The 23809-nt window shown below is 33.8% G+C and carries 18 protein-coding genes; 8 read left to right on the top strand and 10 right to left on the bottom strand.

Annotated features, from left to right (window positions below):
• Positions 1-45: 45 nt before the first annotated feature.
• Together IC221_RS19150 and IC221_RS19145 are read right to left on the bottom strand one after the other, a co-directional pair.
• A complete protein-coding gene (locus tag IC221_RS19150; RefSeq protein ID WP_188170506.1) occupies positions 46-1179 on the bottom strand; it encodes a hypothetical protein in 1134 nt (377 codons plus the stop codon).
• 25 nt (positions 1180-1204) lie between these two features.
• The gene (locus tag IC221_RS19145) at positions 1205-1882 is read right to left on the bottom strand and encodes a hypothetical protein (protein WP_188170505.1); all 678 of its coding nucleotides are present in this window, start codon (positions 1880-1882) and stop codon (positions 1205-1207) included.
• A gap of 431 nt (positions 1883-2313) precedes the next feature.
• On the opposite strand from IC221_RS19145, the gene IC221_RS19140 reads away from it, so the two are divergent.
• The gene (locus tag IC221_RS19140) at positions 2314-3438 is read left to right on the top strand and encodes a linear amide C-N hydrolase (protein WP_188170504.1); all 1125 of its coding nucleotides are present in this window, start codon (positions 2314-2316) and stop codon (positions 3436-3438) included.
• A 91-nt stretch (positions 3439-3529) separates the two neighbouring features.
• Here the strand turns inward: IC221_RS19140 and IC221_RS19135 are convergent, their stop codons facing one another.
• On the bottom strand, positions 3530-4561 hold the full coding sequence (locus tag IC221_RS19135; protein WP_188170503.1) for an FAD:protein FMN transferase: 1032 nt from the start codon (positions 4559-4561) through the stop codon (positions 3530-3532).
• Between the two features lie 145 nt (positions 4562-4706).
• Between IC221_RS19135 and IC221_RS19130 the strand changes: the two genes are divergently transcribed.
• Positions 4707-8732, top strand: coding sequence for an AAA domain-containing protein (locus IC221_RS19130; protein WP_188170502.1), 4026 nt, complete (start codon positions 4707-4709; stop codon positions 8730-8732).
• A gap of 231 nt (positions 8733-8963) precedes the next feature.
• Positions 8964-9233, top strand: a complete 270-nt coding sequence (locus IC221_RS19125) for a hypothetical protein (RefSeq protein WP_044201182.1) — start codon at positions 8964-8966, stop codon at positions 9231-9233.
• Positions 9234-9412: 179 nt separating this feature from the next.
• On the opposite strand, the gene IC221_RS19120 is transcribed toward IC221_RS19125, so the two are convergent.
• A complete protein-coding gene (locus tag IC221_RS19120) occupies positions 9413-9745 on the bottom strand; it encodes a co-chaperone YbbN (RefSeq protein WP_188170501.1) in 333 nt (110 codons plus the stop codon).
• A 733-nt stretch (positions 9746-10478) separates the two neighbouring features.
• Here IC221_RS19120 and IC221_RS19115 point away from each other — a divergent pair.
• Positions 10479-11954: a Do family serine endopeptidase gene (locus IC221_RS19115; RefSeq protein WP_223241432.1), complete on the top strand. Its 1476-nt coding sequence runs from the start codon at positions 10479-10481 to the stop codon at positions 11952-11954.
• Between the two features lie 724 nt (positions 11955-12678).
• Here IC221_RS19115 and IC221_RS19110 read toward each other — a convergent pair.
• The 3 genes from IC221_RS19110 to IC221_RS19100 all read right to left on the bottom strand — a co-directional run bounded on the left by IC221_RS19110 (position 12679) and on the right by IC221_RS19100 (position 15681).
• A complete protein-coding gene (locus IC221_RS19110) occupies positions 12679-14067 on the bottom strand; it encodes an MFS transporter (protein ID WP_367397779.1) in 1389 nt (462 codons plus the stop codon).
• A 134-nt stretch (positions 14068-14201) separates the two neighbouring features.
• Complete coding sequence (locus tag IC221_RS19105; RefSeq protein WP_188170500.1) at positions 14202-14855, bottom strand: recombinase family protein; 654 nt, start codon at positions 14853-14855, stop codon at positions 14202-14204.
• A 115-nt stretch (positions 14856-14970) separates the two neighbouring features.
• Positions 14971-15681 (bottom strand): Crp/Fnr family transcriptional regulator, encoded by a 711-nt coding sequence (locus tag IC221_RS19100; protein WP_188170499.1) that lies wholly within the window; start codon positions 15679-15681, stop codon positions 14971-14973.
• Between the two features lie 164 nt (positions 15682-15845).
• Here IC221_RS19100 and IC221_RS19095 point away from each other — a divergent pair, with 164 nt between their 5' ends.
• Positions 15846-16703, top strand: a complete 858-nt coding sequence (locus IC221_RS19095; protein WP_188170498.1) for a helix-turn-helix domain-containing protein — start codon at positions 15846-15848, stop codon at positions 16701-16703.
• A 678-nt stretch (positions 16704-17381) separates the two neighbouring features.
• Positions 17382-18260 carry a pirin family protein gene (locus IC221_RS19090; protein WP_188170497.1) on the top strand — a complete coding sequence of 293 codons (879 nt, stop codon included), beginning with the start codon at positions 17382-17384 and terminating at the stop codon, positions 18258-18260.
• 614 nt (positions 18261-18874) lie between these two features.
• Here IC221_RS19090 and IC221_RS19085 read toward each other — a convergent pair.
• Positions 18875-19300: a hypothetical protein gene (locus IC221_RS19085; protein ID WP_188170496.1), complete on the bottom strand. Its 426-nt coding sequence runs from the start codon at positions 19298-19300 to the stop codon at positions 18875-18877.
• A 236-nt stretch (positions 19301-19536) separates the two neighbouring features.
• Here IC221_RS19085 and IC221_RS19080 point away from each other — a divergent pair, with 236 nt between their 5' ends.
• On the top strand, positions 19537-20460 hold the full coding sequence (locus tag IC221_RS19080; RefSeq protein ID WP_188170495.1) for a M90 family metallopeptidase: 924 nt from the start codon (positions 19537-19539) through the stop codon (positions 20458-20460).
• 9 nt (positions 20461-20469) lie between these two features.
• Here IC221_RS19080 and IC221_RS19075 read toward each other — a convergent pair whose 3' ends face one another.
• Positions 20470-21219, bottom strand: a complete 750-nt coding sequence (locus tag IC221_RS19075; RefSeq protein WP_188170494.1) for a ThiF family adenylyltransferase — start codon at positions 21217-21219, stop codon at positions 20470-20472.
• 280 nt (positions 21220-21499) lie between these two features.
• On the opposite strand from IC221_RS19075, the gene IC221_RS19070 reads away from it, so the two are divergent.
• On the top strand, positions 21500-22384 hold the full coding sequence (locus tag IC221_RS19070; RefSeq protein WP_188170493.1) for an SIR2 family protein: 885 nt from the start codon (positions 21500-21502) through the stop codon (positions 22382-22384).
• A 60-nt stretch (positions 22385-22444) separates the two neighbouring features.
• Here the strand turns inward: IC221_RS19070 and IC221_RS19065 are convergent.
• The coding region (locus IC221_RS19065; protein WP_188170492.1) for a T9SS type A sorting domain-containing protein at positions 22445-23809 on the bottom strand (1365 nt) is incomplete at its 5' end.

Genomic DNA, 23809 nt, shown 5'->3' with positions numbered 1-23809 from the left:
CATTACTCACTCTACCTTGGTAGAATAAGGTATATATGTATATTCTCAAATTACCTTTTCTATTTTTTCTCGTAAAAAATGATCTGTTAATGGTTCATCGTATCGAACTTCAATCAATCTAATATTTAATTTTTTCAAAAGTTGTTTCTTTAGTTTATCCCTTTCTTTTTGCTTTTTTAAAGCTTTTTCTCCCCCCCAAAGTTTTATTGGCTTATAATGTTGTTGTCCTTGATATTCAAAAGCAATTTTCTTTGTTTCATTAAAAACATCTATTTCCAATTTTTGTAACCAATCAGGTCTAAAATGAAAATGTATTACATCATTAGGAAATATTTTACATATAATTTGATGCATAATTGATTCAGATATCCAGCCTTCTCCAATCTTTCTAAATCCAAATTCAGTTCTTACTTCATTAGTAATTGTATTAATAATAGATCTTTCCAATCTACTAAGTTCTTTACGTAATACTTTTTCTTTATCACTTGATTGCTCATTTAAGATGATACTATCGATATATTTTCTTTCTTCAATTGTTACATCAATTTCAGTAAAATCTGAATTAAGTAAGTTAAATCTGAAAAGTCTTTCTTTAGTTTCTAAATTACTAATAATATGAGATTTCCTTTTATTTATTATAAATTCTTTTGGGCAATAATCTTCTACAATAAAAGAACCTTTGATACCAATATGATATTCATGTTGATTAATGTACCACCCATAAGATTGTTTAAATTTACTTCCATACATTGGATGACAATAAGTAACAGATGGAGTTGCATTATTACATTTATGACAGATACCATCTTTAAATTTAATTAGACTGCTTAATTTGTATTCCACACCTTCTTTAAGGTTAAAAAAAGGAAAGTCTGAATTAAATTTCCAATTGTTAGTTATTTTGTCTCCGATTTTTTTGTCTTTGAGTTTAAGTTTATGAATGGTGAATTGATTGTCATTTAAACCAAGCTCATTTTCCTTATTATTTATTAATAAGTAATTTTCAATAGATCTTGCACTACAAGAACAAAGATAAATCTGACTTTCTCGTTCTTCAGAATAACCAATATAAGTTCCGTAATGCTCAGGATAGTGGACATAAGGCAATGGTAAGTCTTCTTTATAGGTTGAATGAAAAATATTGATTCGATCAAGTATTGCTTTCTTTCTTTTACTCATAAAAAATATTTAATAGCAGGTTAAATTAGGACTTATATTTTTTCAATTGTGTTTCATATTCTTCCTTAAATTGTTGAATACTTTCCAATGTCTCTTCAATATATTTTTTAGCATCACTTTCTGGAATTATTTCAGATTTAATAAGAGAATTAAACTTATGAACCTTTGAATTGAAATCTCTAAACTGATCAATTTTAATAAAAGTCGTATTTAATATATTTTCTAGATATTCTAAATCATATATTTCATCCTTGAGCTTTTTATCATGTTTTGCATGAAATATAAGTTGAATGTCATTTCTTGTAAAAATTTGTATGAGATTAATATCTTTTACTCTTAGAATATTTTCAAAAGAATTCAAATATGAAAAAATATTGTTTTCCTCCTGAAGAAGTTGTCTATACATCTGTTCATTATTCTCTAACTCTTTTTTTGTTTCTATAGCTTCCTCCTTTTCTTTTTCTCTTTCAGATTTTAACCTTTCTAATTCCATATTACTTTTCTTGGTTAAAACATAAATGCTGTATGCTAATAAAACATTAACAATAACTCCAGCTATAGCAACACAATCAGAGAATGATGGAGCAAATTCTTTTTTTTGGTCAATAATTTCAACCAATTTCTTATTAATTTCCTTTTGTTCTTGTAACAGGTCTAAGACAAGTGATAAAGAGTCTGTTTGAATTAGGTTGAGTAATACCATGTTGCTTTTTAGTTTATAGATTAAAGCATAAGTTTATTTGTTCCATAAATTTCAGAAAAAAATACTCCAACCAAAATAAATAGTTAGCAACATTTTGGATTTTTGAATATATTCAATCATTCGCCTAAGCAGATTATTGAAGTAAACATCTTATATTTATATCCTATTTTCTATATAAACCGATTTAATAGGGTATTACATCCGCCTTATAATTAAGATTCTTCAAGCTTCTCCTAATAAATCTTCGATTGGAACTCTTTTTACTGATGATGAACGAAAAGGAAAAAAGTGCTTATTGATAAGCTTGAAATAATTCCCGTCATCCAAATCTTTGCCTTTTTTATGCAAATCTCTTTTGTTTCCGTGTAAATCATCTCTTTGAAATACAGTGATCTTTGTGATGTAAAAAATCTATTAATCATTGATACATTATGAAGACATCACTTAAGATTACATCTATACTGGGTTTAAGCCTGATACTTCTAGCCAACTCAACCCTTTTTGCTTGTACCGGAATTCGTCTTATCGCAGAAGATGGAACGGTTCGTTATGGTAGAACTATGGAATGGGGTGCTTTTGACTTACATTCAAAAGTCACCATTATACCAAGAAATTTCAATTTTATAGGATTAACTCCTGATCAGGCAAAAGGGAAAAGCTTCAATTCAAAATATGGTATCATTGGATTAGATATAATCGGAAAAGACCTTATTGTGGATGGAATGAATGAAAAAGGACTTACTGCAGGACTTTTTTATTTCCCTGGGTATTCAAAATATAACGAATACAAACCTTCTAACGCTGAAAATACTATTTCATCTCAAGACTTAGTGAACTATGTGTTATCTCAATTTTCAAATATTGAAGAAGTAAAAGAAGGTCTTCAACATATTAATGTTGTTGGTGTTGTTGAAGAAGCTCTTGGTATACAAGTTGATGCCCATTGGATGATCACAGATTCTACAGGTGCTTCCATTGTTGTGGAATATACTAATGGTACAGTAACTATTAATGATGCTCCTTTGGGTGTGATCACTAATGCTCCATCATACGATTGGCATCTTACAAACCTTAAAAATTACATCAACTTAGAATATGATGCGGCAAAACCTAAAACAATCAACGGAGAAACTTTCTCTCAAATAGGTTTTGGCTCTGGTATGTTAGGTTTACCAGGAGATATGACACCACCTTCTCGTTTTGTAAGAGCAGTTGCATGGACTCAGACAACAAGACCAATGGAAAACAGTGGTGAATCTTTATATGAAATGTTCAGAATTTTGGACAACTTCAACTTGTCGTTGGGTGCTGACCGTGCTGAAGGAAGTGGAGAGTTATTTGGTAAAGATCATAGTACAATGAGAAGTGCTACTGTATGGACTACATCATGGGATTTAACCAATAAAGTATTGAACTATCATACACAAGACAATAGAAGAGTTCAAGAAATCAAAATAGACGAGATTGACTTTTCAAAAATGGGTAACAAAATTGTTCGAATCCCACTTGATATCGAAAGAGAGCAAGATATTTTAGATAGAACTCCGAAATTATAGTTAAGCAATCATTTTTAAAACATACCAAAAAACCGCAATTAGTTAAAGAGTATACTAATTGCGGTTTTCCGGTATTTTTAGAAAGATGATGCTATTGAATAAACTTCTCAGCCCCTTCTGAAATATAATTTTTCATTACTCCATTATCATCATAAATCAAGATTGCTTCTAAATCGGCATGAGCTTCAATCACCTCAATCGCTTTCTCTACACCCATTACCATAAAAGCAGTTGCATAGGCATCTGAACGCATACAACTCGATGAAAATATAGACGCACTTAACAGACTATGTTGTACTGGATAGCCAGAACGGGGATCTAATGTGTGAGCAAACTTTTTTCCATCTTTCACATAGAAGTTTCTATAGTTACCAGAAGTAGCCAAAGCCTTGTTTGGTAATTCTACAATCAATGAAAGCTGTTCTTCTTGTCCTCCCTCACCATAACGAGGGTTATCGATCCCTATTTTCCATATTTTTTCTTTTTCGTTGTGTCCTTCACAAACAACCTCTCCTCCTATTTCAACCATAAAGTTATGAATGTTCTTTTCTCTTAATAAATCCGCTACTACATCCACGGCGTATCCTTTAGCAATTGCACTAAAGTCTAACTCAACACCTTCTTTCGACTTTTTCACTTCTTTGGTGTCGAATGAAATATATTCTGCAAAATTGACAAAAGACTTAATTGAGTCTACTTCTTCATCTTTAATTGTTGGTGTCTTGCCCGGTCCAAACCCCCATGCTTTTACCAAAGGTTGAATAGTAGGATCAAAAGACCCTTCCGTAGCTTCATACACATCTTTACTTTCCTGAAGTACAGGATAGAAAAAAGAAGATTCATACGTAAATGCTGTTCCAGAATTGAAACGAGAGATTTCTGATGATGGAATATAAGTAGACAATGATTGATTGAAGTCTACGAGTACTTTTTTGATTTCCTCATCCAATGGTCTACCTTCTGAATCGATATATTTCACATTATAAGGCACGACTCCCATAGTGGTGCCTCTCACATGAAAATGGGTTGGTAATTCAGGATTATACTTTCTATAAACCCATACAATACCAACAAGAGTGATGAGAATAAATGAATAAATTATATTTTTCTTTCTGTTATCCATTACGATTTTAATTTTCGTTGCGTATCTTGATACTATAATTCAGAATCTTTTCCTGCAAAGGTGAGTAAGAGAACGATTTACTCCTATTTGTTTTGCATTTTTTTAGAAAGATTTTGGAGTTAGAACCAAAATAAAAAAGTGAACTGTGCAAAAGACCCTTAAGACGTACCAAAAAAGGCTTGCTAATTTGTCTGCAAGAAATAAATCTTTGTACTTACCAAGAGCATATTCTGGTCAATATATAGATATTGCAGACCTGGATCAGCTAATGCAACTTCCTGCTTTTGACATTATCCGTCAAGTCATTAAAGGCTATAAAACAATTCCGATCTGTCCTACCGCTGATAGCAGAGATGCTTCTGCCAATAAAATTAGCACGCAGATCAGAAGAGTGGCCAAAGCAGCAAAATTTGTTTTGGAAGAAGGTGGTCGTCATGATTTATTTTTAGGGTACCCTTTTGTACAAGGACGATTTATTAATGGTGGTAATTTAAGAGCTCCTTTATTGTTTTTTCCTATAGAATTAAAACAGGAAAATGGCAATTGGGTTTTACAATTGCGTGAAGACACTGAAGTCACTTTCAATAAAACACTCCTATTAGCCATATCACATCATAACGGAATCTTATTTGATGATGACTTTTTGGAAATGAATTTTGAAGATTTCCCGAAAGATACTACTGCTTTTCTAACAAAATTATACCACACTTTAGAAGATTCTAATCTAGAACTTAATTTTAATCAAGATACATTTGGCGAGTGGATTAAAAGATTTGAACCACAAAACAAAGCCTACTTCTTAGAGCATTTTGAAGAAGGGCAGATGAAACTATTTTCTGAAGCACTTATTGGGATTTTCCCTCAATCTGACTCTTATCTAATGCCTGATTATGATCGCTTGATTGAAAGTGATCAAATCAAAGATTTAGAAGGGTTCTTTGGAAGTGCTGAAGAACATCTTGATGTTTTAGGTCTTAGAGAAACCTATGTTGGCAAAGCCAATCAAGAAGAAGAGTTACTTTCTCCCTATCCAATTGATGCCTCTCAAGAAAAAGTAATTAAGAAAGTAAAAGGAGGACACTCTGTTGTGGTACAAGGGCCTCCGGGTAGTGGTAAGTCACAATTAATTTGTAACCTTATTGCCGATTTTACGACAAGAGGCAAAAATGTTTTGGTCATCTCTCAAAAAAGGGCCGCTCTAGAAGTGGTTTACCAAAGAATGAAAGATATTTCTTTGGGTACTTTTTGTGCTATGGTACATGATCACCGCTATGACAGGAACTATATCTACAAAAAAATGCATGAACAGATTGATGCATTAGATAAGTTTAAAGAAGATAATAATAGTCTCGGTGCCATGCAGTTGGAAAGAAGCTTTGCTCTACTTTCCAAGCAAATCGATAGTGCAATCACACAATTAGAAGAATTTAGAGAAGCACTTTATGACACTTCAGAATGTGGAATTTCAGCCAAAGAACTGTATTTAAAATGTGATCGAAAGTTACCTCACACTCATCTAAAAGGTTGTTATCAGCAATTTGATTTAAAAGAAGTTAACTATTACAAAGATCGCTTACAGACCTACCTTCAGTTTGCTTCTAAATTGGATGATGAAGATTACATATGGAAAGACCGCATTCCTTTCACTCATTTTGATAGTAGTGCTATTATGACGATCCATGAGATTTTGGATAATATCATTCCATTCAAAAATAAAATTCTGAGTGAAATAACCGACAATATTCAAGTTGAACTTTCTTTTGATGAATGTCTTTGGATTTTAAGACAAGAGGAACAGGTTACAAAGTTTATGGAAATCATCAGCGACCCTGATGTCTATAGAATGTTCAATTCCATCATTAAAAAGAGAGGTAGAGTTCCTACACTTCAAGACTGGCAAAACCATAAAAGGGGTTGCATGAGTTCTTTTGATAATAGAGGAACCGAGATTGAAAAAAAATTAGCAGATCAAGAGCTTGGAGACGCTGTTGAATCAGTAACAATGGCCATTGGTGCCAGAAGCAACCCTGTCACATTAATGAAGTGGCAATTTTCTTCTAAAAAGAAATTTATTGATCAACTTCTCCAAAAAAACAACCTTGCAAATACTGCTAGAGGACTTCAAGACCTTCGAGACCGCCTTGAAAACAGGATGAATCTTACACATCAGAAAAATGACATGAGTAAGAAGTATGAATGGTTGGTGGAATTTCCTGAAGAATTAGAAAGTAAAGTTTGGGAAGAATGGTTTGCAGCAGGCAGAAAAGCAATTGAAGCCCGTAAACTATATACTTCATTACGATCAAGTGTGCAGTTCATTGAACTTCAAAACTATAGTTATGATGAACTTTGGACAAAAATTAATATCCTTTTCAAGACCATTCATAAAATTCCTCAAGAAAGAGTGAAGTGGGAAGACTATTTATCTCCTCTTGAAATTGAAGATATTATCAATAATAAAATTGATCTTGAAAAATTCAAAGAAGTACTAGAAGATGATTTTGATGAAATTTGTCGCTTTGATAAGTTAAAAGAATCATTTACTCCACATGAATGGGCGGCGTTTCGTATGATTGATACACACTTAGAAGGTGTACATAATCACCCCATTGATGAAGTAGTGGTCTACCTCGAAAACAGTCTCAATATAAGCTGGCTGTATCATATTGAAATGAAACATCCCGTCTTAAGGATTGTTTCGAATGGTGCGATTGAGCAATTAGAGAAAAATTTACAGGAAGCTATTCTTGAAAAAAGGTCAATCACATCGGATATGACTTTGGTAAGGCTCAAAGAGCGTACTTACGACAAAGTTGAATATAACCGTCTCAACAATCGAGTGACTTATAGAGATCTATATCATCAGGTCAATAAAAAAAGAAGTGTTTGGCCACTTCGAAAAACTTTCCATCAGTTTCAAGATGAAGTATTGGACTTACTTCCTTGCTGGCTAACCTCACCTGAGGCGGCTTCTGCTATTTTCCCTTTAGTGCCGTTTTTTGATTTGGTGATTTTTGATGAAGCCTCTCAATGTTTTGCAGAAAAGGGAATTCCGGCGATGTATAGAGGTACACAAGTGGCAATCTTAGGGGATTCGCAGCAACTTCCTCCTTTTGACCTCTATAAACCGCGATGGGAAGAAGATGAAGAATACGATCTAGATCCCGCGTTGGAAGTCAACTCTCTCTTGGACCTAGGAAAGCAGTACTTATCCGAACATTATCTTCTAGGACATTATAGAAGTCAAACCTTTGATCTAATTGATTTCTCAAACCAACACTTCTATAAAAATAAGCTTCGATTTATTCCTTATTTCGACCAACTCGATTCTAGAGAAAATGGTATTGAGTTTATAAAAGTAGACGAAGGCGTATGGAAAAAAGGTATTAATCAGGAAGAGGCCATCAAGGTGGTAAAATTGGCAAAGCGATTGGTCGAAAGAGGAGAAAAGAGCATTGGCATCATTACTTTCAACCATAAACAGCAAGAGTTAATTCAAGAAATTATGGATCGCTTAGAGATCAATTGGCCTGAAGAATTAATTATTAAAAACATTGAAAATATACAAGGTGATGAAAGAGATCATATTATACTTTCTGTAACCTATGCTCCTAATGTAAAAGGTAAAATCAACTTACAATTCGGAACGCTGAGTCAAGAGGGCGGTGAAAAACGCCTGAATGTAGCAATTACAAGGGCGAGAAAGAAAATGTATGTTGTGAGTAGTATTCTTTCGCATCAACTCAATGCTGAGGAAAGTAAAAATGAAGGTCCCAAATTACTGAAGAAGTTCCTTTATTATGCCAAGGATATTCAAGACAATGGATATCAACCTTCAGTACAGCAGAATCATGCTTGGTCATTTGGTAAAACACTGAAACAGGCCATACAAAACAGCCATGAAATCAAAGAAATGATTCCATTTGCAGCCTTAACCATTATGGACAAAGAAGCTCCAATAGGACTGCTAATGACCGATGATGAAGCCTATCATCAATTTATTTCAGTAAAAGAAGCACATGGCTACTTTCCTATTGAGTTGCAAAATAAACACTGGACTTACCAACGATTCTATAGTAGAAACCTCTGGAAAAATGGTAAAAAGTTCAGAAGTGCCGTTCAAGATTATATTGAGCTTACAGAAAACGGCCGCTATATGGAAAGTAAGTAAATGGCCTCAAGATGAACTTTAGATGATATAGATTAAATTTCGGACAACTCTCAAAATTTAATTCACTCATAATAAGAGAAGTGTAAATTAATAAATGTACTTTTTACGTATAAAATATTATTTATACTATTTTATTTAATATATTTACTGCGTTGAGTTAACAATATATAAGAGAAAGAACCTTTCTTGCTACTTTTTCGCTATATATCATCTAAACTAAAACGAGAGGCTATGAAGAAAGCATTAATTATACTATCAATGTTAGTTTTGCCACTTATGACAATGGCCAATGAGGTAATTGTTAAAACAAAGAGCAAAACGCCAAAATATATTTTAGTAGAAGGAAAAATGGTTAAAGTAGGTACTTTTCCAAAAGGTCATGTATTGAAGATCTACAGAGATCCAGAGATCGTTGGAAAAGTGGAATACAAAGCGAAAGTGAATTATCACAAAACAGATTGTGGCCATTTAATTTCAACTAGAAATTTCCAGAAGCATTAAGATCGCATTAAAACGTGTATAAATAAATTTTCACATCTTGTGGAAACTAAAAAGTCACTAACCTGCATTGGTTAGTGACTTTTTTTTTATCTTTTTCAAAACGCTTCACGGAGGCTGTACAACAACCTTGATTTGCCTTCTTTTTACTTTCGTACAAGGCTTTCAGCATTTTTAATAACTTACTCTTCATTGACTAATTCTTTCAACATTTTAATGGGTACCACTCCCTGAGCCTTTTTATTAAATTTCCCATCAACATAACCAATGTAATAAGGAATCGTTTTCATATTGAATTCCTTTGCAACTTCTGGAAGTTTTTCAGGGTTTATCTTGATGACCTTTGCTTTTCCATTCAATTCAAATGACAAGTTCGAAATTGTTCCCTCCATCACACGACAAGGTGGGCACCATTCCGTAGAAAAGTTCAAGATTAATTTATCTGTTGTATTCATAAAGTGATCTAATTCACTTTTAGATTGAATTTCTAAAATGTCATTTGGAAGTGTAAACATTCTGAGATTACTTCTTGTTATTATGATGAGTTCAACAATGATTGATACAAAGCCTGAATTAATTGATAATCATATGTTCCATTGAAATAGGATTGACTAGGTATCGAAATATGAAAATCAATAAAATAGATTATCTATCAATTTGATTTTACACTATATTACGTAAATATAGATCCAAAGTTAAAATAAGTGGAGGGTTAAAGAAATATTTCGATATTATTATGAATGAGAAGGTCAGTTTGTCATACGTCATGAAATATTGTCATATTCTCAAAAAAAGTATATACAAAAAACAAGGCCCGTCATGGACGAGCCCCGTTTCAATTTACACCCAAACTTTAAACACTATGAAAATTGATCTATCCCTTAGGATAGAAACTCTCAGTTCTTATATTAAAACACTCTATATTAGAGCATTAGAATCACTTTATAAAGGATACTTACTAGAAGTATTTTGTATCCTTTTCTCTTATGACATTACAAAGGTGCTTAATCTTTTCTTAAGAAAAGTTGACTGTTATCATCATGATTTTATGATAGTTCACTGTTTTAAAAAAAATTAAAGAATAAATGCATCTCTTATTATTTTATAAAAAAGTAGAATAAACTTATTTTTCGCACAGGGTTTGATTTAATTAGTGAAATACTAGTGCAAATAAGAATTATAGGAATAGTGGAAAAAGGCTATTCCATCAATAGTTCTCTTACAAAACTTAATTTTTACTATCTAATTATGAAAAAACAATTCATATCAATGGTAGCTGCTTCGATGTTAGGTGGCATCATTTCAATAGGAACTTACACAACATTTATTCAAGAAGATCTTAATGGTCAAAAAATACAAAGCGAACAACCAGTTACGTTTACAAAATATGAAACTACAGCAGCAAGGCCTGAATATAGCGTACCTGATGGGTTGAATTTTGTAAGTGCGGCTGAGAAAACAACACCAACTGTAGTTCACATTAAAACCTATGCAGATGCTACTGCAATGAGAAGAAATACACCTCGCTTTTTCCATGACTTTTTTAACGATCCCCGTGCGGAAGGTGGTCAGTTAGGTTCAGGTTCTGGAGTTATCATTAGTGAGGATGGTTATATTGCCACCAATAACCACGTAGTAGAAGGATCATCAAAAATAGAAGTTGTTTTAGAAGATAAGCATACTTTCACTGCTACATTGGTAGGTACTGACCCTACTACTGACTTAGCCTTATTAAAAGTAGAAACAGATGAAAATTTACCTTTCTTAAAGTTTGGAGACTCAGACAATGTAAAAGTAGGTGAATGGGTATTAGCAGTAGGTAACCCTTACGAGTTAACATCTACGGTGACTGCGGGTATTGTCAGTGCAAAAGCAAGAAACATTAATATCTTAAGATCGAAAACTAATTTAGCTGTTGAATCTTTTATTCAGACTGATGCAGCTGTAAACCCTGGTAACTCTGGTGGAGCATTAGTGGACTTAAACGGTAGCTTAATCGGAATTAACTCGGCGATTGCATCAAGAACAGGTTCATTTACGGGCTATTCTTTTGCGATTCCTTCTGAACTTGTGAAGAAAGTAATGGAAGATTTGAAAGAGTATGGCGCTGTTCAAAGAGCATTGATTGGAGTGCAAATTCAAGATATTGATCAAAAAATTGCTGATGAAGCTGGATTAGAAAAAATTTCAGGTATTGCTGTTATGGGTGTAAATCCTCAAGGTGCTGCAAGTGAAGCTGGAATTGAAACAGGTGATATCATTACAGATATTAATGGTGAAGAAATGAGTACGGTTTCTGAGTTACAAGAATATATTGCTAGAAAAAGACCTGGTGACGTTGTAAAAGTAACAGTAAACAGAAATGGTAAAGACAAATCATTTGATGTAAAGTTGAAAAATAAAGAAAATACAACTGATATTGTCTCTGCTCCTAAAAACTCAGCGGAAGCTATTGAAGCCCTAAATGCTGAAGTTCAACCTTTATCTGATAAAAAAGCAGCTGCACTAGGTATTAATGGCGGTTTAGAAATTACTAAACTAGATCCTAATAGTAAATTAGCGAAAGCAGGAATACAAGAAGGATTCATCATTATGTATGTTGATAGAGAAGCAGTACTCTCTATTGATGACCTTGGTACAGCTTTAAGAGGTAAAAGTGGAGGTATCTTATTAGAAGGTATGTATCCAAATGGAGAGAAAGAATATATTGGATTAGGACTTTAAGGTATTATATTTGCAGAGTTGTTGTTAAAAAACGCAACAACTCTGTTTTTCTTTGAAACTAATTCTGCTTGTTAACATAATTATTCAAGAAAAACCGTTTAATTTGCATTGTAATGGTGAGTGATTCACATAACACCGTGTACTAATTTAAAATTCATTACAATTATTTTCATTCATTAACGTTTTTAATGAAACTTTTTACCCCCTAGTTCACGTTTATAAGGGTGTAAGCAACGAAGAAAAGGTTGTAACAAAAAAGAAATTCGTAATAGAAGGGAATAATTAATATTTCGTTCGATTTACAAAAAGAACAATAGTTTGCTTTAAGTAATGGGGAAAGGGTTTAGATTTTATCTGATCCCTTCTTTTTTTGTCTAAACTTTTTTAGAAGTAAAAACGATAGGTAAATCTTATCCATTTTCAACAGATAAAAGAAATTCCAACTACATACTCCCCGTTGTAGCATAATTCATCACTATCGTAAACATTCAATCCGCCTTACTATAAACAATTATCGGATCTACTTTCAAACTTCCTTCTTCTTCACGAAATATCTCACTCCTTTCATCAATCTTCATAAAAACATAAAAATCAAGTATTTATAAATAGAAAGCAGTCTTCCTCCAAGAGAAGAAGACTGCTGCAAATAAGAGTTTTTATATCGGAACACTATAAATCACATATTTCTATTTTATAGGTATATTTTTTAGTATGAAGTCGTTTGTTATACAGCAGGTACACCCGCTGCTTGATCTTTTAATGAAGCATTAAAAGCTTCTAATTTCTTTTGTTCTTCTACGGCTGCTGCTTCGTCTGCTGCTGAGAACTTGATTAACAGTCCTAAGAAACCTACTGCAGATACTACGAAACCGAAAGTGAAGAAAGCATCTTGTAATGAAGCTCCTGTTCTTAATAAGTACTGAGCATAAAGTACTGCACCTACGTTACCACCAGCACCCACAATACCAGAAACAGCTCCTAATGCTTTTCTATTGATAAATGGTACTACTGAGTAAGTTGCTCCCTCTGCCATTTGTACAAATAGTGAGAAGAATACCATACTTAAGATTGCGAATTCTAATACGTTCATCTGAGAGAATAGTAATAATGCTACACCCTCTGCGATTACTACGTATACTAATATTTTTACTCTACCATTCAATCCTGAGTTTTTCGCGAATCTATCAGCGATCCATCCACCAGTTGAACGGGCAAATAAGTTCATTGCTCCAAAGAATAATACTACAAAACCTGCAGCTTCTTGGCTCAAACTAAATTTCTCTTGGTAATATGTTGATGCTTTACCTGTTACGAATAATTCCATTCCGAAACATCCAGCATACATTAAGAATAAGATCCAAACTCTTTTGTCTGACGCAGCAGCTAAGAATAAGCTCTTTTCTCCTTTCTTTACTTGTGGTCTTTCCTCAGGAAGATCATCATAGTTTCCTTTAGGGCAGTCCGTTGTATATTTCCAGTATAAGTAAGCTACTAATAACATGATTGCTGCTGGTACCCACATTGCAATTCTCCATGACTCTGCTGCTTCTGCTAAACCAAATGCTGCTACACCTGATGCGATCAATGGCATTGTAGCGTTTGTAACACCACCACCTAAATTACCCCAACCTGCAGTTGTTGCATTGGCAATACCGATCACGTTTGGAGCGAACATTACTGAAGTATGGTACTGAGTAATTACGAATGATGCACCAATTACACCGATAGCTAAACGAGAAAATAAGTAAGTTTCCCAAGTATTAGCGAAAGAAGACCCTGCTACTGCAAATGCACCAAATACCAAAAGGTATACATAACTTTTTCTTGGTCCAATTTTATCACAAAGGTTACCAATTCCCAATCTTGCAAAGATTGTCACACCTACTGAAGCAATAAAAGCAAGCGTTGCTTGTTCTTTTGTTAAGTTTAGATCCGGTCCAATAGTAGACTTGATCAAAGGTGCGTGAGAGAACCATCCGAAGAAACACAAAAAGAATGCGATCCAACTCAAATGAAATGTTCTCATTTGTATGCTACTAAAGTCAAACAAGTTGATACTTGTTGCTTTTTCGTTTGATGTCATGTTAGGCTTCATACCACTAAGTATTTTCACGTTGCTATATAATAATTACACAGCAATACTACGTATTTATACTTACTTTTCAAAAACATTACGTATTTTTTCCATAAAAAAAGACTACTTCACCATAAAGTAGTCCTATAATTACGTAAAAACATATTATATTTTTAAGCTTCTTCTAAAAGTGTGTTATCATTCACTGCACCTTCTTGAGCCTGTTCTTTCTCTTCAATTTGCTCTGCTTCAATTTCACGTAAACGCTTTCTTACTCTTGAAACTTGGGTTTTTCCTACTCCTGTAAGATCTGAGATTTGATAGGTCGTTAAACCGTCTTTCAAACCTTGAATTACCTCTTTGTTTCTTTCCATCCAGCGTTCAATGTTCATTTTTCTTCCCTTCTTACCTCCTTTGTACTTTCCTTCTGCTTTAGCACGAGCAATACCTTCTACTGTTTTTTCCTGCATTTGATACTCTTTCATATTAATCATCGTTTCAAATGCTGAGATCACCGCTTTCAAAGCTGCAGCCGAATTTCCGTCCTCTAAATCAAACTTATTAATGATTACATTGGCATTGGTTTCAAGTAAGGCCTTTAAACCATCCAAGATGTCTTTAGGATTATCACCTAATCTATCAATATCTTCGATATATAATGTATCTTCTGCTGTAAGCGTTGTCAACAATTCTTGTGCCCTAGGGCGCTCTATAAACGGTAAAGTGACAGGACATTTATCAATATATGGTTTACCTTTGATCTTTGCCTGCTGTTTAAATTTCGATTGTGCAACTGTAGATACGCGTATATATGTTATAACTGACATGTTTACTTGTTATGCTAAAAAATGATTGTACACACTTTAAAGTAAACACATTTTAAGATAAAAAAGCAACAATTGAGGTCAAATAAAAACCAAAATCAAACTAATATACTAAAGTTCAGCTATCTAGAAAGAAGTTATGTTCTTTGATTTCATTCTTTAATTTATCAAGTTTTACAATTCCTAAGCGTTTGCCTTGAGCGATTAAAATGCCTTCTTTCTTAAGAGATGAAATCACCCTAATCACTTGTTCATCAGTTGTACCCGCAAAATCTGCAATTTCTTTTCTTGACAATTGAATATTTAAAAGTGAATTCGTTTGACCAAACTTTCTATTCATATATAAAATTGCATCAATCACTTTTTCACGTACGGTCATTTGGGCAATCTTACGCACTTTATTCTCACTTCTGTTTAGTTCTTCAGCATAAAAAAGCATCATATTGTAAGATAACTGAGGTACTTTTTGCAACATACTATTAATAACTTCATTCGAGAAATTACATAGCATTATATCCTCAATCGCTACAGCACTGATATGATAAAATTGCCCCACTCCAAAACCTCTATGCCCAATGATTTCTCCATCCTGACATAACCTCACAATTTGTTCTTTTCCATTAATACCTGTTTTGGCTACTTTCACTTTACCTTTATAGATAAAATATAAGCCATGCACGGGAGCTCCTTCTAAAATAAAAGGTTGGTTTTTTTTGGCTCTCACCATTAATTTCTGCTCTAAATAAGGAATCGCCTCTTCTGTAAGACAATTTTTTTTAATTAGGCACTGTTCATTATGACAGCTTTTACAGTCGATGCTAGAATTCATTTGTGAGTAGTTTTTCCGTTTAAGTTTAAGTAAATCTACGTAATTTTATTGTAAAAAGTAAATTCCAATATACAAAAAGGTCAATCTCTCTACCAATAGATCTCGAATGTTTTTTTATAAACATTAATATCATAACTTCAGTTAAAGGTAAAAGTTTAGCGCTAATGGAATCTGTAAAAACATATAAAAACGTCAATAAAAGGGATAAAAAGCTGAGTTTTGGCATTTCAAAAATGGAAGAAATATATGATAAGCGAAAAGGGAAAAAAGACGATCCACACCGCCATGACTATTTCACATTAGTTTTTACAGAAAAAGCAAAAGGAGAACATAAAGTTGACTTTAGGTCCTACCCCTTATCAGGACAGCAAATCTATTTTATCTCCCCCGGACAAGTTCATCAAATTATTGAAGAGGAGAAGTCTTTTGGTTTTGCTATCGTCTTTTCATACGACTTTTTACTACTCAATAATATTCCCCTTACATTTATAGAAGACCTCAACCTTTTCAATGATTTTAGTGAAACTCCTCCATTAGAACCTAACGAGAGTGATTTTATAACAATTCAGAAATACTTAAGTGAAATGTACACTATTTTTCATTCTGAAATGTCCTATAAACAAGAAGCAATAGGAGCACTGCTCAAACTCGTCCTAATTCTATGTAATAATGTTTGTTCTCTTCCTCAAGAGGATATTAATACGGTAAATACTATTTTCAGAAAATTCAAGCAATTAATCAATCAGCATTATAAAACAGATCATCATACCAACTTCTACGCTGAGCTTTTACATATCAGCCCTGATCACCTTAATAAAGTAGTAAAGCAAAACAGTGGAAAGTCTGCCAAAGAACATATTCAAAGTAGAATTATCATTGCGGCTAAAAGAATGATCTATTTCAGTTCGCTTAGTAATAAAGAAATAGGACATGAATTAGGTTTTTCAGAACCAGCAAATTTTAGTGCTTTCTTTAAGAAGTGTGTGGGTGTTTCTCCTTCGCAGTTTAGAAAGATGGGTTAGGTATCTGGAAAAAATACATTTTGCCGTGCACCATGAGGTTGATTTACCTCCTACTCATAGTTTTAACTATGGTGCAAGAAACATCTCATTATTTTTATCATAGTACCTAATAAATTGTAAACGAAAGTATCGTCAACTTTCAAATGACATTTCAATAAGCTTTAATGAGCTACTTTCAACCTTCTTTCTTCTTCATTTTTCCATTGATGAAAAACGAAGCAAAAAATCTAGGCTGTGAAGTCAAAAGCTAACTTTCATTCCTTTCGCCTAAATGATTTTTAACTCGCTCTGCTCAAACAAGAAAATCATTTTTAACGGCTCAATACATGAAATTCTTAACGCTTTTCCCTTCAATGCCGGGAAAATACTACCAAACTAATAAGATTGGAGTTCCACTGTTGGGAATGTTTCGCAGTCATCTACTAAAATGCAGCGTTGTAGGGATGTTGCATTGCAACGTCCGCCGAACCACCATACATAACTATTTACTATTCGTACTAGAATCTTATATAAATTAACGAAAATTTAGTTTACAATGTAATAAATACCATATCACTAGTCCCAAAACTTTTATCATTTTACTCAATCTCGGATTTTCATAAGTTTTTCACTTTTTCTCATATTCCCTGCCTTTGCTATTCTTCCGTCCTTTGTAATACATCAAAATCAAAAAAAGTCATGGACAGAAAAAAGTTTATTTCCACTTCTTTAAAAGCTGCTGCTGCGAGCACTGTTATTCCTTCAATGGTCAAAGCATCTAATGTGAGACTTAAAAACTCTGATTATGACAAATTGATGGAACAAGTTGGATTTAATCATTTACCAAACGAAGAAAATAAAACTATGAATACTGTATTACATAAATCCGATACAAGAGGACACGCCAATCACGGATGGTTAAACTCTCACCATACTTTTAGTTTTGCAAATTATTATAACCCTGAAAGAGTACATTTTGGTGCTTTGAGAGTTTTGAATGATGATACTGTTGCTGAAGGTAAAGGTTTTGGAACTCACCCTCATGACAATATGGAAATAATCTCTATCCCGCTTTCTGGTGATTTGGAACATCAAGATAGTATGGGAAATAAAGCTGTAATTAAGCAAGGAGATATACAAGTGATGAGTGCCGGAACAGGAATCTATCATAGTGAATACAATAAAAATAAAGATAGAAATGTAGAGTTCTTACAGATATGGGTATTCCCTAATGAAAAGTCTGTAGCACCACGTTACGATCAAATCTCTATCGGTGATATCTCAAAACCAAATCAACTGAATCAAGTACTTTCGCCCAATAAAGAGGATGCTGGAGTATGGATTCATCAAGATGCTTGGTTTAGTTTAGGCGATTTTGATCAAGACACTGATCTATCTTATGCATTCAATTCCACTGATAGCGGCGCTTACCTTTTTGTACTAGAAGGCAATGTTACTGTTGATGGTCAAGAACTTGAAAAACGCGATGGTTTTGGTGTTTGGAATACGGATCAATTGAACATTAAAGCGGAAAAAGGCACCAAATTATTATTGATGGAAGTGCCGATGACTGTTTAATTCAATAAAAGAAACCCACTTTTCATCGGAGAAGTGGGTTTACTATTCAATCAGATTAAATTTTTAAGCTCAAATACTTCTATTTAGTACTAGAATAAAGCAAGTCACACAATCACGCTACTTCTTTTACTTTAGTACTTATCACTACTACATTGTAAACTAAATTACCGTTAACTGTCAGTCTGTATTTCTACTAGATTTTATAGGGCCTACTTTCAAACTTCCTTCTTCTTCATTTTTGTCTTGAAACAAAAAAATCAAGGCTTAGAAATCAAAAGCTAACTTCTATTTCACTCGCCTAAATGATTTTAAACTCGCTAAAGCTCGAATAAGAAAATCATTTTTAACGGCTCACTCCATGAAATTCTTAACGCTTTTCCCTTCAAGGCCGAGGAAGATACTACTAAATGATGGTCTGATTACATGTCAAAAGACAAAGGTTTTATAATAATCTTCAAAAATACAGTTCTGTAGAAAAATTGCATTGCAACGTCCTCGCGAACCACAATACGCTACCATTTATCCTTCATAAAAGCAACTACATTAATCAACGAAAACTTAGTTTACAATGTAATTACTGCTTTGATAAATGGGGTTTGATTTCTGACTATAAATTACATTCCTGGGCCACCGCCCATCATGCCTCCTCTTCCTCCACCTCTCATTCCACCTTGTCCGCCTCTTCCGCCAGGACCTCCTTGTCTTTGATGTCTATTTTCCTGCATAACAGTAAGGTATTTTCGGTATTGTTTCTTCTCTAAAACTTCTTGTACTTTTTTATTTCGAGCTTCCACCAGCCCTTCCATTTTTTCACGATCTTTTTGTTTCATGACTTCATGGACATCGTTGAAAAAATCGACATGAATATCATAAACGCTTTTTCTTTGCTGATCATCCAATTCTATTTTCTCTTCTAGCTTTCCTAGTATTTCTACGGCCCTTTCTTCCGCTGTCAATTTTTGTCTTTGTGGCTCTTCCTGAGCATATACTTGAGAAAGAAGAAACATTAAAATAATCGATAATGGTAATTTTAAATTCATTTTTTAATACGTTGAAATTTTGTTTGAATTATCTTAAGCATCCATTTGCTTATACTAATAGAAAGGGGATATTGATAAAAAGTACTCATCAACAATTACTTTTTAAACCAACAGTATCTTTTTTTCAACGAACGATACTTTTTTGTACTATTTTGACATTTTCAGCTCCTTTTGTTTTTAACCTAAAATAAAGCTACTTTTCAAAGCTAAAATAATAGAGCTTATTTTTATCACTTATGAGTTCAACAACTATTATACTAACATTACTAAGCTTCAGTATCATCGGCGTCCTTATTTACCTTTTGATTTCGAATGCTAAAAAGAAAGAAAATAGCCAAAAACTTCGCCTCAAAAAAAGACCCTTCCGTGATGAATGGAAGGCTATTTTAAGGGAGAGTGTTACTTTCTACAATGAAATCCCTGATTCAAAAAAAGAAGAATTTGAACAAAGAATTTTAAGGTTTCTCGACACCATCACTATTACTCCTATAGCTACCGAAATTGAAGATCTTGATCGGTTATTAGTTGCGAGTAGTGCTATTATTCCAATTTTTGGTTATCCCAATTGGGAGTACCCCAATCTCAACGAAGTCATTATTTTGGAGTCCGATCTCAATGACACCGAATTTGGACAACAGTTTACTGATGGTCATGTTTTGGGTATGGTCGGTGAAGGTAAATTGAAAAATAAGATGTTGTTATCCAAAGGTGCTTTAAGAGAAGGATTCCGAAATGATAATGATAAAAAGAATGTGGGTATTCACGAATTTGTTCACCTGATCGATATGGCTGACGGTAAAACAGATGGCATTCCTGAAGTTTTACTTCAAAAAAGTTATACGATTCCTTGGATGAAGCTGATGCAAGAGGAAACCGAAAAGATCATTAATAAGGAATCGAGTATTGATGAATATGGAGCTACAAAAGTACAAGAGTTTATCACTGTAACATCAGAATATTTTTTCGAAAGACCACAACTTTTAGAAAAGAAACATCCTGAACTTTATAATGCATTGGAAAAGATATTCAATCAAGATATGGCAGAACAGGAACGAAACTATTTGAATAATTTGGTGGAAGAAAAAGAAATTGGACGTAATGATCCCTGCCCATGTGGGAGTGGCAAAAAATATAAAAAGTGCCATGGTAAATTCGAATAATTTCTTCTCTTAATTGCCTATAAGTAGTAAAGGATCAAAGACAATGGTCTCTGGGAAAACTTTTACTTTTTCCCCTTTTAAAAGAGAAATGATAGAAGATAATACCAAAGAAGAGCAAACAATGGATGCATTATGTAATTGAGGGTCATGTTCTGGTGGAGCTGTTTTGTATTCTTCAAACTTTTGTATTGAAAAATTACTTAGCTCAGTACTTTGGCAAATGTGATTTAATAACAACCCTTTTAAAGCTAAAGCGTTTTCTGTTTTGTAAAATGATCCCCATTCCGGTGTATTTTTATTGTTAACTATTAGTCCACCTCCAAATCCCAAGTTAATTGGAAACAACTCAATTTTTTCATGCTTCTTGGCGATTTGATGGCAAGCCAAAAAGACGGGAGAATCAAAATCAATAGAATTAATCACAAAATCAGCATTCGGTATCCATTCATCAAGCATTTTTTCATCCAAAAAAGTAGAGATAACCTCAAGATGAATAGTGGGATTAATAGATTTCAACCTCCCTTCTAAAGCAGTAACTTTCATCTCCCCTACTTCAGCTAACGTGAAATTTTGTCGGTTTAGGTTACTATTTTCAATAGTATCTCCATCTGCTATAATTATATTTCCTATACCTGTTCTCACCAAGTTTTCTGCAATGACACTACCCATTCCTACACCACAAAGTAAAACGGTAGTGTTGAGTAGTTTTTGTTGAAGTTCCTTTGGAATAAAAAAATGGTTTCTGTTAAAGTTCATCATAATAGTATTGAAGAGGTTGTTATTAAAAGCCTGTAACTGCATATCACCAAACAGCTTGTCAATTTCTTCATAATTTAAGCAAATTTCCTAGAACAGAGACACTACTAAAAATAGAGATGGTAGCCTAAAATCCATTCTTCGAAATTCAATCTCTAACTAAACGTAAAGAATGATCGAAAAAAGGAAAGAGAAAATCCATTTATATCTACACTAGTACTTAACTTTGAGTCTAGAAGTTATTTCAACTAAAAGTAGACGAAGCGACAACAAATTCAATTTCATGGAAAAAACAATTTTATTCGGAAACGGCATCAATCTTCTTTCTCAAAATGCTCTAAACTGGAATAGTCTTTTGGAAGAACTGAAAGAAGCTCGAATTTTTGAAAATGGAAATTTACCCAACACGTTGATTTTTGAAAGAATTGTTTTAGAAAAAGACAAAGTAGACTTAAAAAGTGCTCATTTAGCAGAAAAAAATATTAAGGATAAAATTGCCGTCAATTTTAGAGAAATCCCTACCAATCCTTTTTACAAAAAACTATTTGAATTAGGATGTAAAAACTACATGACTACCAATTATGATTATGCTTTTATAAAGTGCTTGGATGATACTTTTGAAATCAAAAATAATAGTACTGAAGAAGCTTACAACATCAGAAGGAATACTTCTATTTTAAAAAATAATAAAGAAGTAACCAAGATCTGGAATATTCATGGTGAGATTAACAAGCCCACTTCAATCATGTTGGGTTTAGATCACTACTGTGGTACTATTGGCAAATTGGATGGTTATTTGAAAGGCACTTACGAGTTCATTCAGCATAAACAAAAAATTAGAGTCCAATCGCTATTCAAAAAGGTCAATGAAAAAAAATATGATGGCTACTCATGGATAGAATTATTTTTTACTACTGATATTCATATCGTGGGATTATCCATGGATTACAGTGAAACAGACCTTTGGTGGGTACTGAACAAGAGAGCTCGAACAATGTATAATGGCAGAAAAAAACTCATTAAAAATAACATCTATTTTTATACTGACAGCTCAATATCAAAAGAAAAGGAAGAGCTACTTCAATCATTCAAAGTTACAGTTGTCAAAGTTCCTGTCGTTAATCATAATTGGGAAGAGCACTACCACCATATTCTTGATCAAATCTAATATTCGATCATAAAAAAAGAGGATCAAGTGACTAGCACCTGACCCTCAAATCACTACTTACTATCGCTTTATTATCGATTTTCTTATGCTCTTTTCTCCGTCTGAAAACTGAACAATATACTGTCCAGAATAAAGGTGGGAGATGTTCAATTGTATATGATTACTATTGAATGAACCTTGGTATACTTTTCTACCACTTGAACTGAATACGTTTACCTCTACTCCATGTGACCAATTATTATCTAAATCCACCGCAAAGATACCGTTACTTGGGTTAGGGTAAATTTTAACGTCCAATTGTTCTACAAACGTGCTCAAAATAGAAGTGGACTCATGCGTGTATTCAAACTTGACTTCATCACTTGATTTTACTGCCGTGAAAGCACTGATGTAATAAGTATGTTTTCCTTCAGCAAACTGTCTTCGATCTCTGAATACATTTGTATTTTCATTCGTGGTACCTATCAGTACTTTTTTATTAGAAGATGAATCAAAATAGCAAATATGGAAACCTTCTTCATTTTGAGAATTATCCGTCCATGATATTCTTAAATAATCATCAACCATTGTTGCACTGATTTGAGATGGAGCTTGAACTATTACACTGTCTTGTTCAGATTGATTTTCTCCATCTGGATCTGAATCCGCATCATCTTCATCGTTATCGTCCTCTTCATCATCCCCACTTATCGGGTCTTCATCAGAAGTAGTGTCATCGTCGGAATCGGAATCGCCTTCATCGGTATCGTCCTCTTCATCATCTCCGTTTATTGGGTCTTCATCGGAAGTTGCATCATCGTCAGAATCGGAATCACCTTCATCGGTATCATCCTCTTCATCACCTCCGCTTATTGGGTCTTCATCGGAAGTTACATCATCGTCAGAATCAGAATCACCTTCATCGGTATCGTCCTCTTCATCATCACCACTTATTGGGTCTTCGTCAGAAGTAGCGTCATCGTCGGAATCAGAGTCACCCTCATCACTATCGTCCTCTTCATTGTCGCCACTTATTGGATCTTCATCAGAAGTTGCGTCATCGTCGGGATCAGAGTCGCCTTCATTAGTATCCTCCTCTTCATCACCGCCGTTTATTGGGTCTTCATCTGAACTAGCGTCATCATCGGAATCAGAATCACCTTCATCAATATCGTCCTCTTCATCGTCTCCGCTTATTGGGTCTTCATCTGAACTAGCGTCATCGTCGGAATCAGAATCACCTTCATCAGTATCGTCTTCTTCATCATCACCACTTATTGGGTCTTCGTCAGAAGTAGCGTCATCGTCGGAATCAGAGTCACCCTCATCCGTATCGTCTTCTTCATCATCCCCACTTATTGGATCTTCATCTGAACTAGCGTCATTGTCGGAATCGGAATCATCTTCATCACTGTCGTCCTCTTCTTCATCCCCACTTATCGGGTC

The sequence above is a fragment of the Flammeovirga sp. EKP202 genome (assembly GCF_014534745.1).
In the GTDB taxonomy this organism is placed as follows: Bacteria; Bacteroidota; Bacteroidia; order Cytophagales; family Flammeovirgaceae; genus Flammeovirga.
The sequence above is the reverse complement of the archived record's forward strand: the minus strand, read 5'-3'. Positions and strand labels throughout refer to the sequence as shown.

What these genes read in the sequence shown, in the direction of transcription:
- IC221_RS19070 (WP_188170493.1), top strand. Translation starts at nt 21,500, where the DNA reads ATGGAAAAAACAATTTTATTCGGAAACGGCATCAATCTTCTTTCTCAA.
- IC221_RS19135 (WP_188170503.1), bottom strand. Translation starts at nt 4,561, where the DNA reads ATGGATAACAGAAAGAAAAATATAATTTATTCATTTATTCTCATCACT.
- IC221_RS19075 (WP_188170494.1), bottom strand. Translation starts at nt 21,219, where the DNA reads ATGATGAACTTTAACAGAAACCATTTTTTTATTCCAAAGGAACTTCAA.
- IC221_RS19090 (WP_188170497.1), top strand. Translation starts at nt 17,382, where the DNA reads ATGGACAGAAAAAAGTTTATTTCCACTTCTTTAAAAGCTGCTGCTGCG.
- IC221_RS19115 (WP_223241432.1), top strand. Translation starts at nt 10,479, where the DNA reads ATGAAAAAACAATTCATATCAATGGTAGCTGCTTCGATGTTAGGTGGC.
- IC221_RS19150 (WP_188170506.1), bottom strand. Translation starts at nt 1,179, where the DNA reads ATGAGTAAAAGAAAGAAAGCAATACTTGATCGAATCAATATTTTTCAT.
- IC221_RS19105 (WP_188170500.1), bottom strand. Translation starts at nt 14,855, where the DNA reads ATGTCAGTTATAACATATATACGCGTATCTACAGTTGCACAATCGAAA.
- IC221_RS19080 (WP_188170495.1), top strand. Translation starts at nt 19,537, where the DNA reads ATGAGTTCAACAACTATTATACTAACATTACTAAGCTTCAGTATCATC.
- IC221_RS19125 (WP_044201182.1), top strand. Translation starts at nt 8,964, where the DNA reads ATGAAGAAAGCATTAATTATACTATCAATGTTAGTTTTGCCACTTATG.
- IC221_RS19140 (WP_188170504.1), top strand. Translation starts at nt 2,314, where the DNA reads ATGAAGACATCACTTAAGATTACATCTATACTGGGTTTAAGCCTGATA.
- IC221_RS19100 (WP_188170499.1), bottom strand. Translation starts at nt 15,681, where the DNA reads ATGAATTCTAGCATCGACTGTAAAAGCTGTCATAATGAACAGTGCCTA.
- IC221_RS19145 (WP_188170505.1), bottom strand. Translation starts at nt 1,882, where the DNA reads ATGGTATTACTCAACCTAATTCAAACAGACTCTTTATCACTTGTCTTA.
- IC221_RS19120 (WP_188170501.1), bottom strand. Translation starts at nt 9,745, where the DNA reads ATGTTTACACTTCCAAATGACATTTTAGAAATTCAATCTAAAAGTGAA.
- IC221_RS19095 (WP_188170498.1), top strand. Translation starts at nt 15,846, where the DNA reads ATGGAATCTGTAAAAACATATAAAAACGTCAATAAAAGGGATAAAAAG.
- IC221_RS19085 (WP_188170496.1), bottom strand. Translation starts at nt 19,300, where the DNA reads ATGAATTTAAAATTACCATTATCGATTATTTTAATGTTTCTTCTTTCT.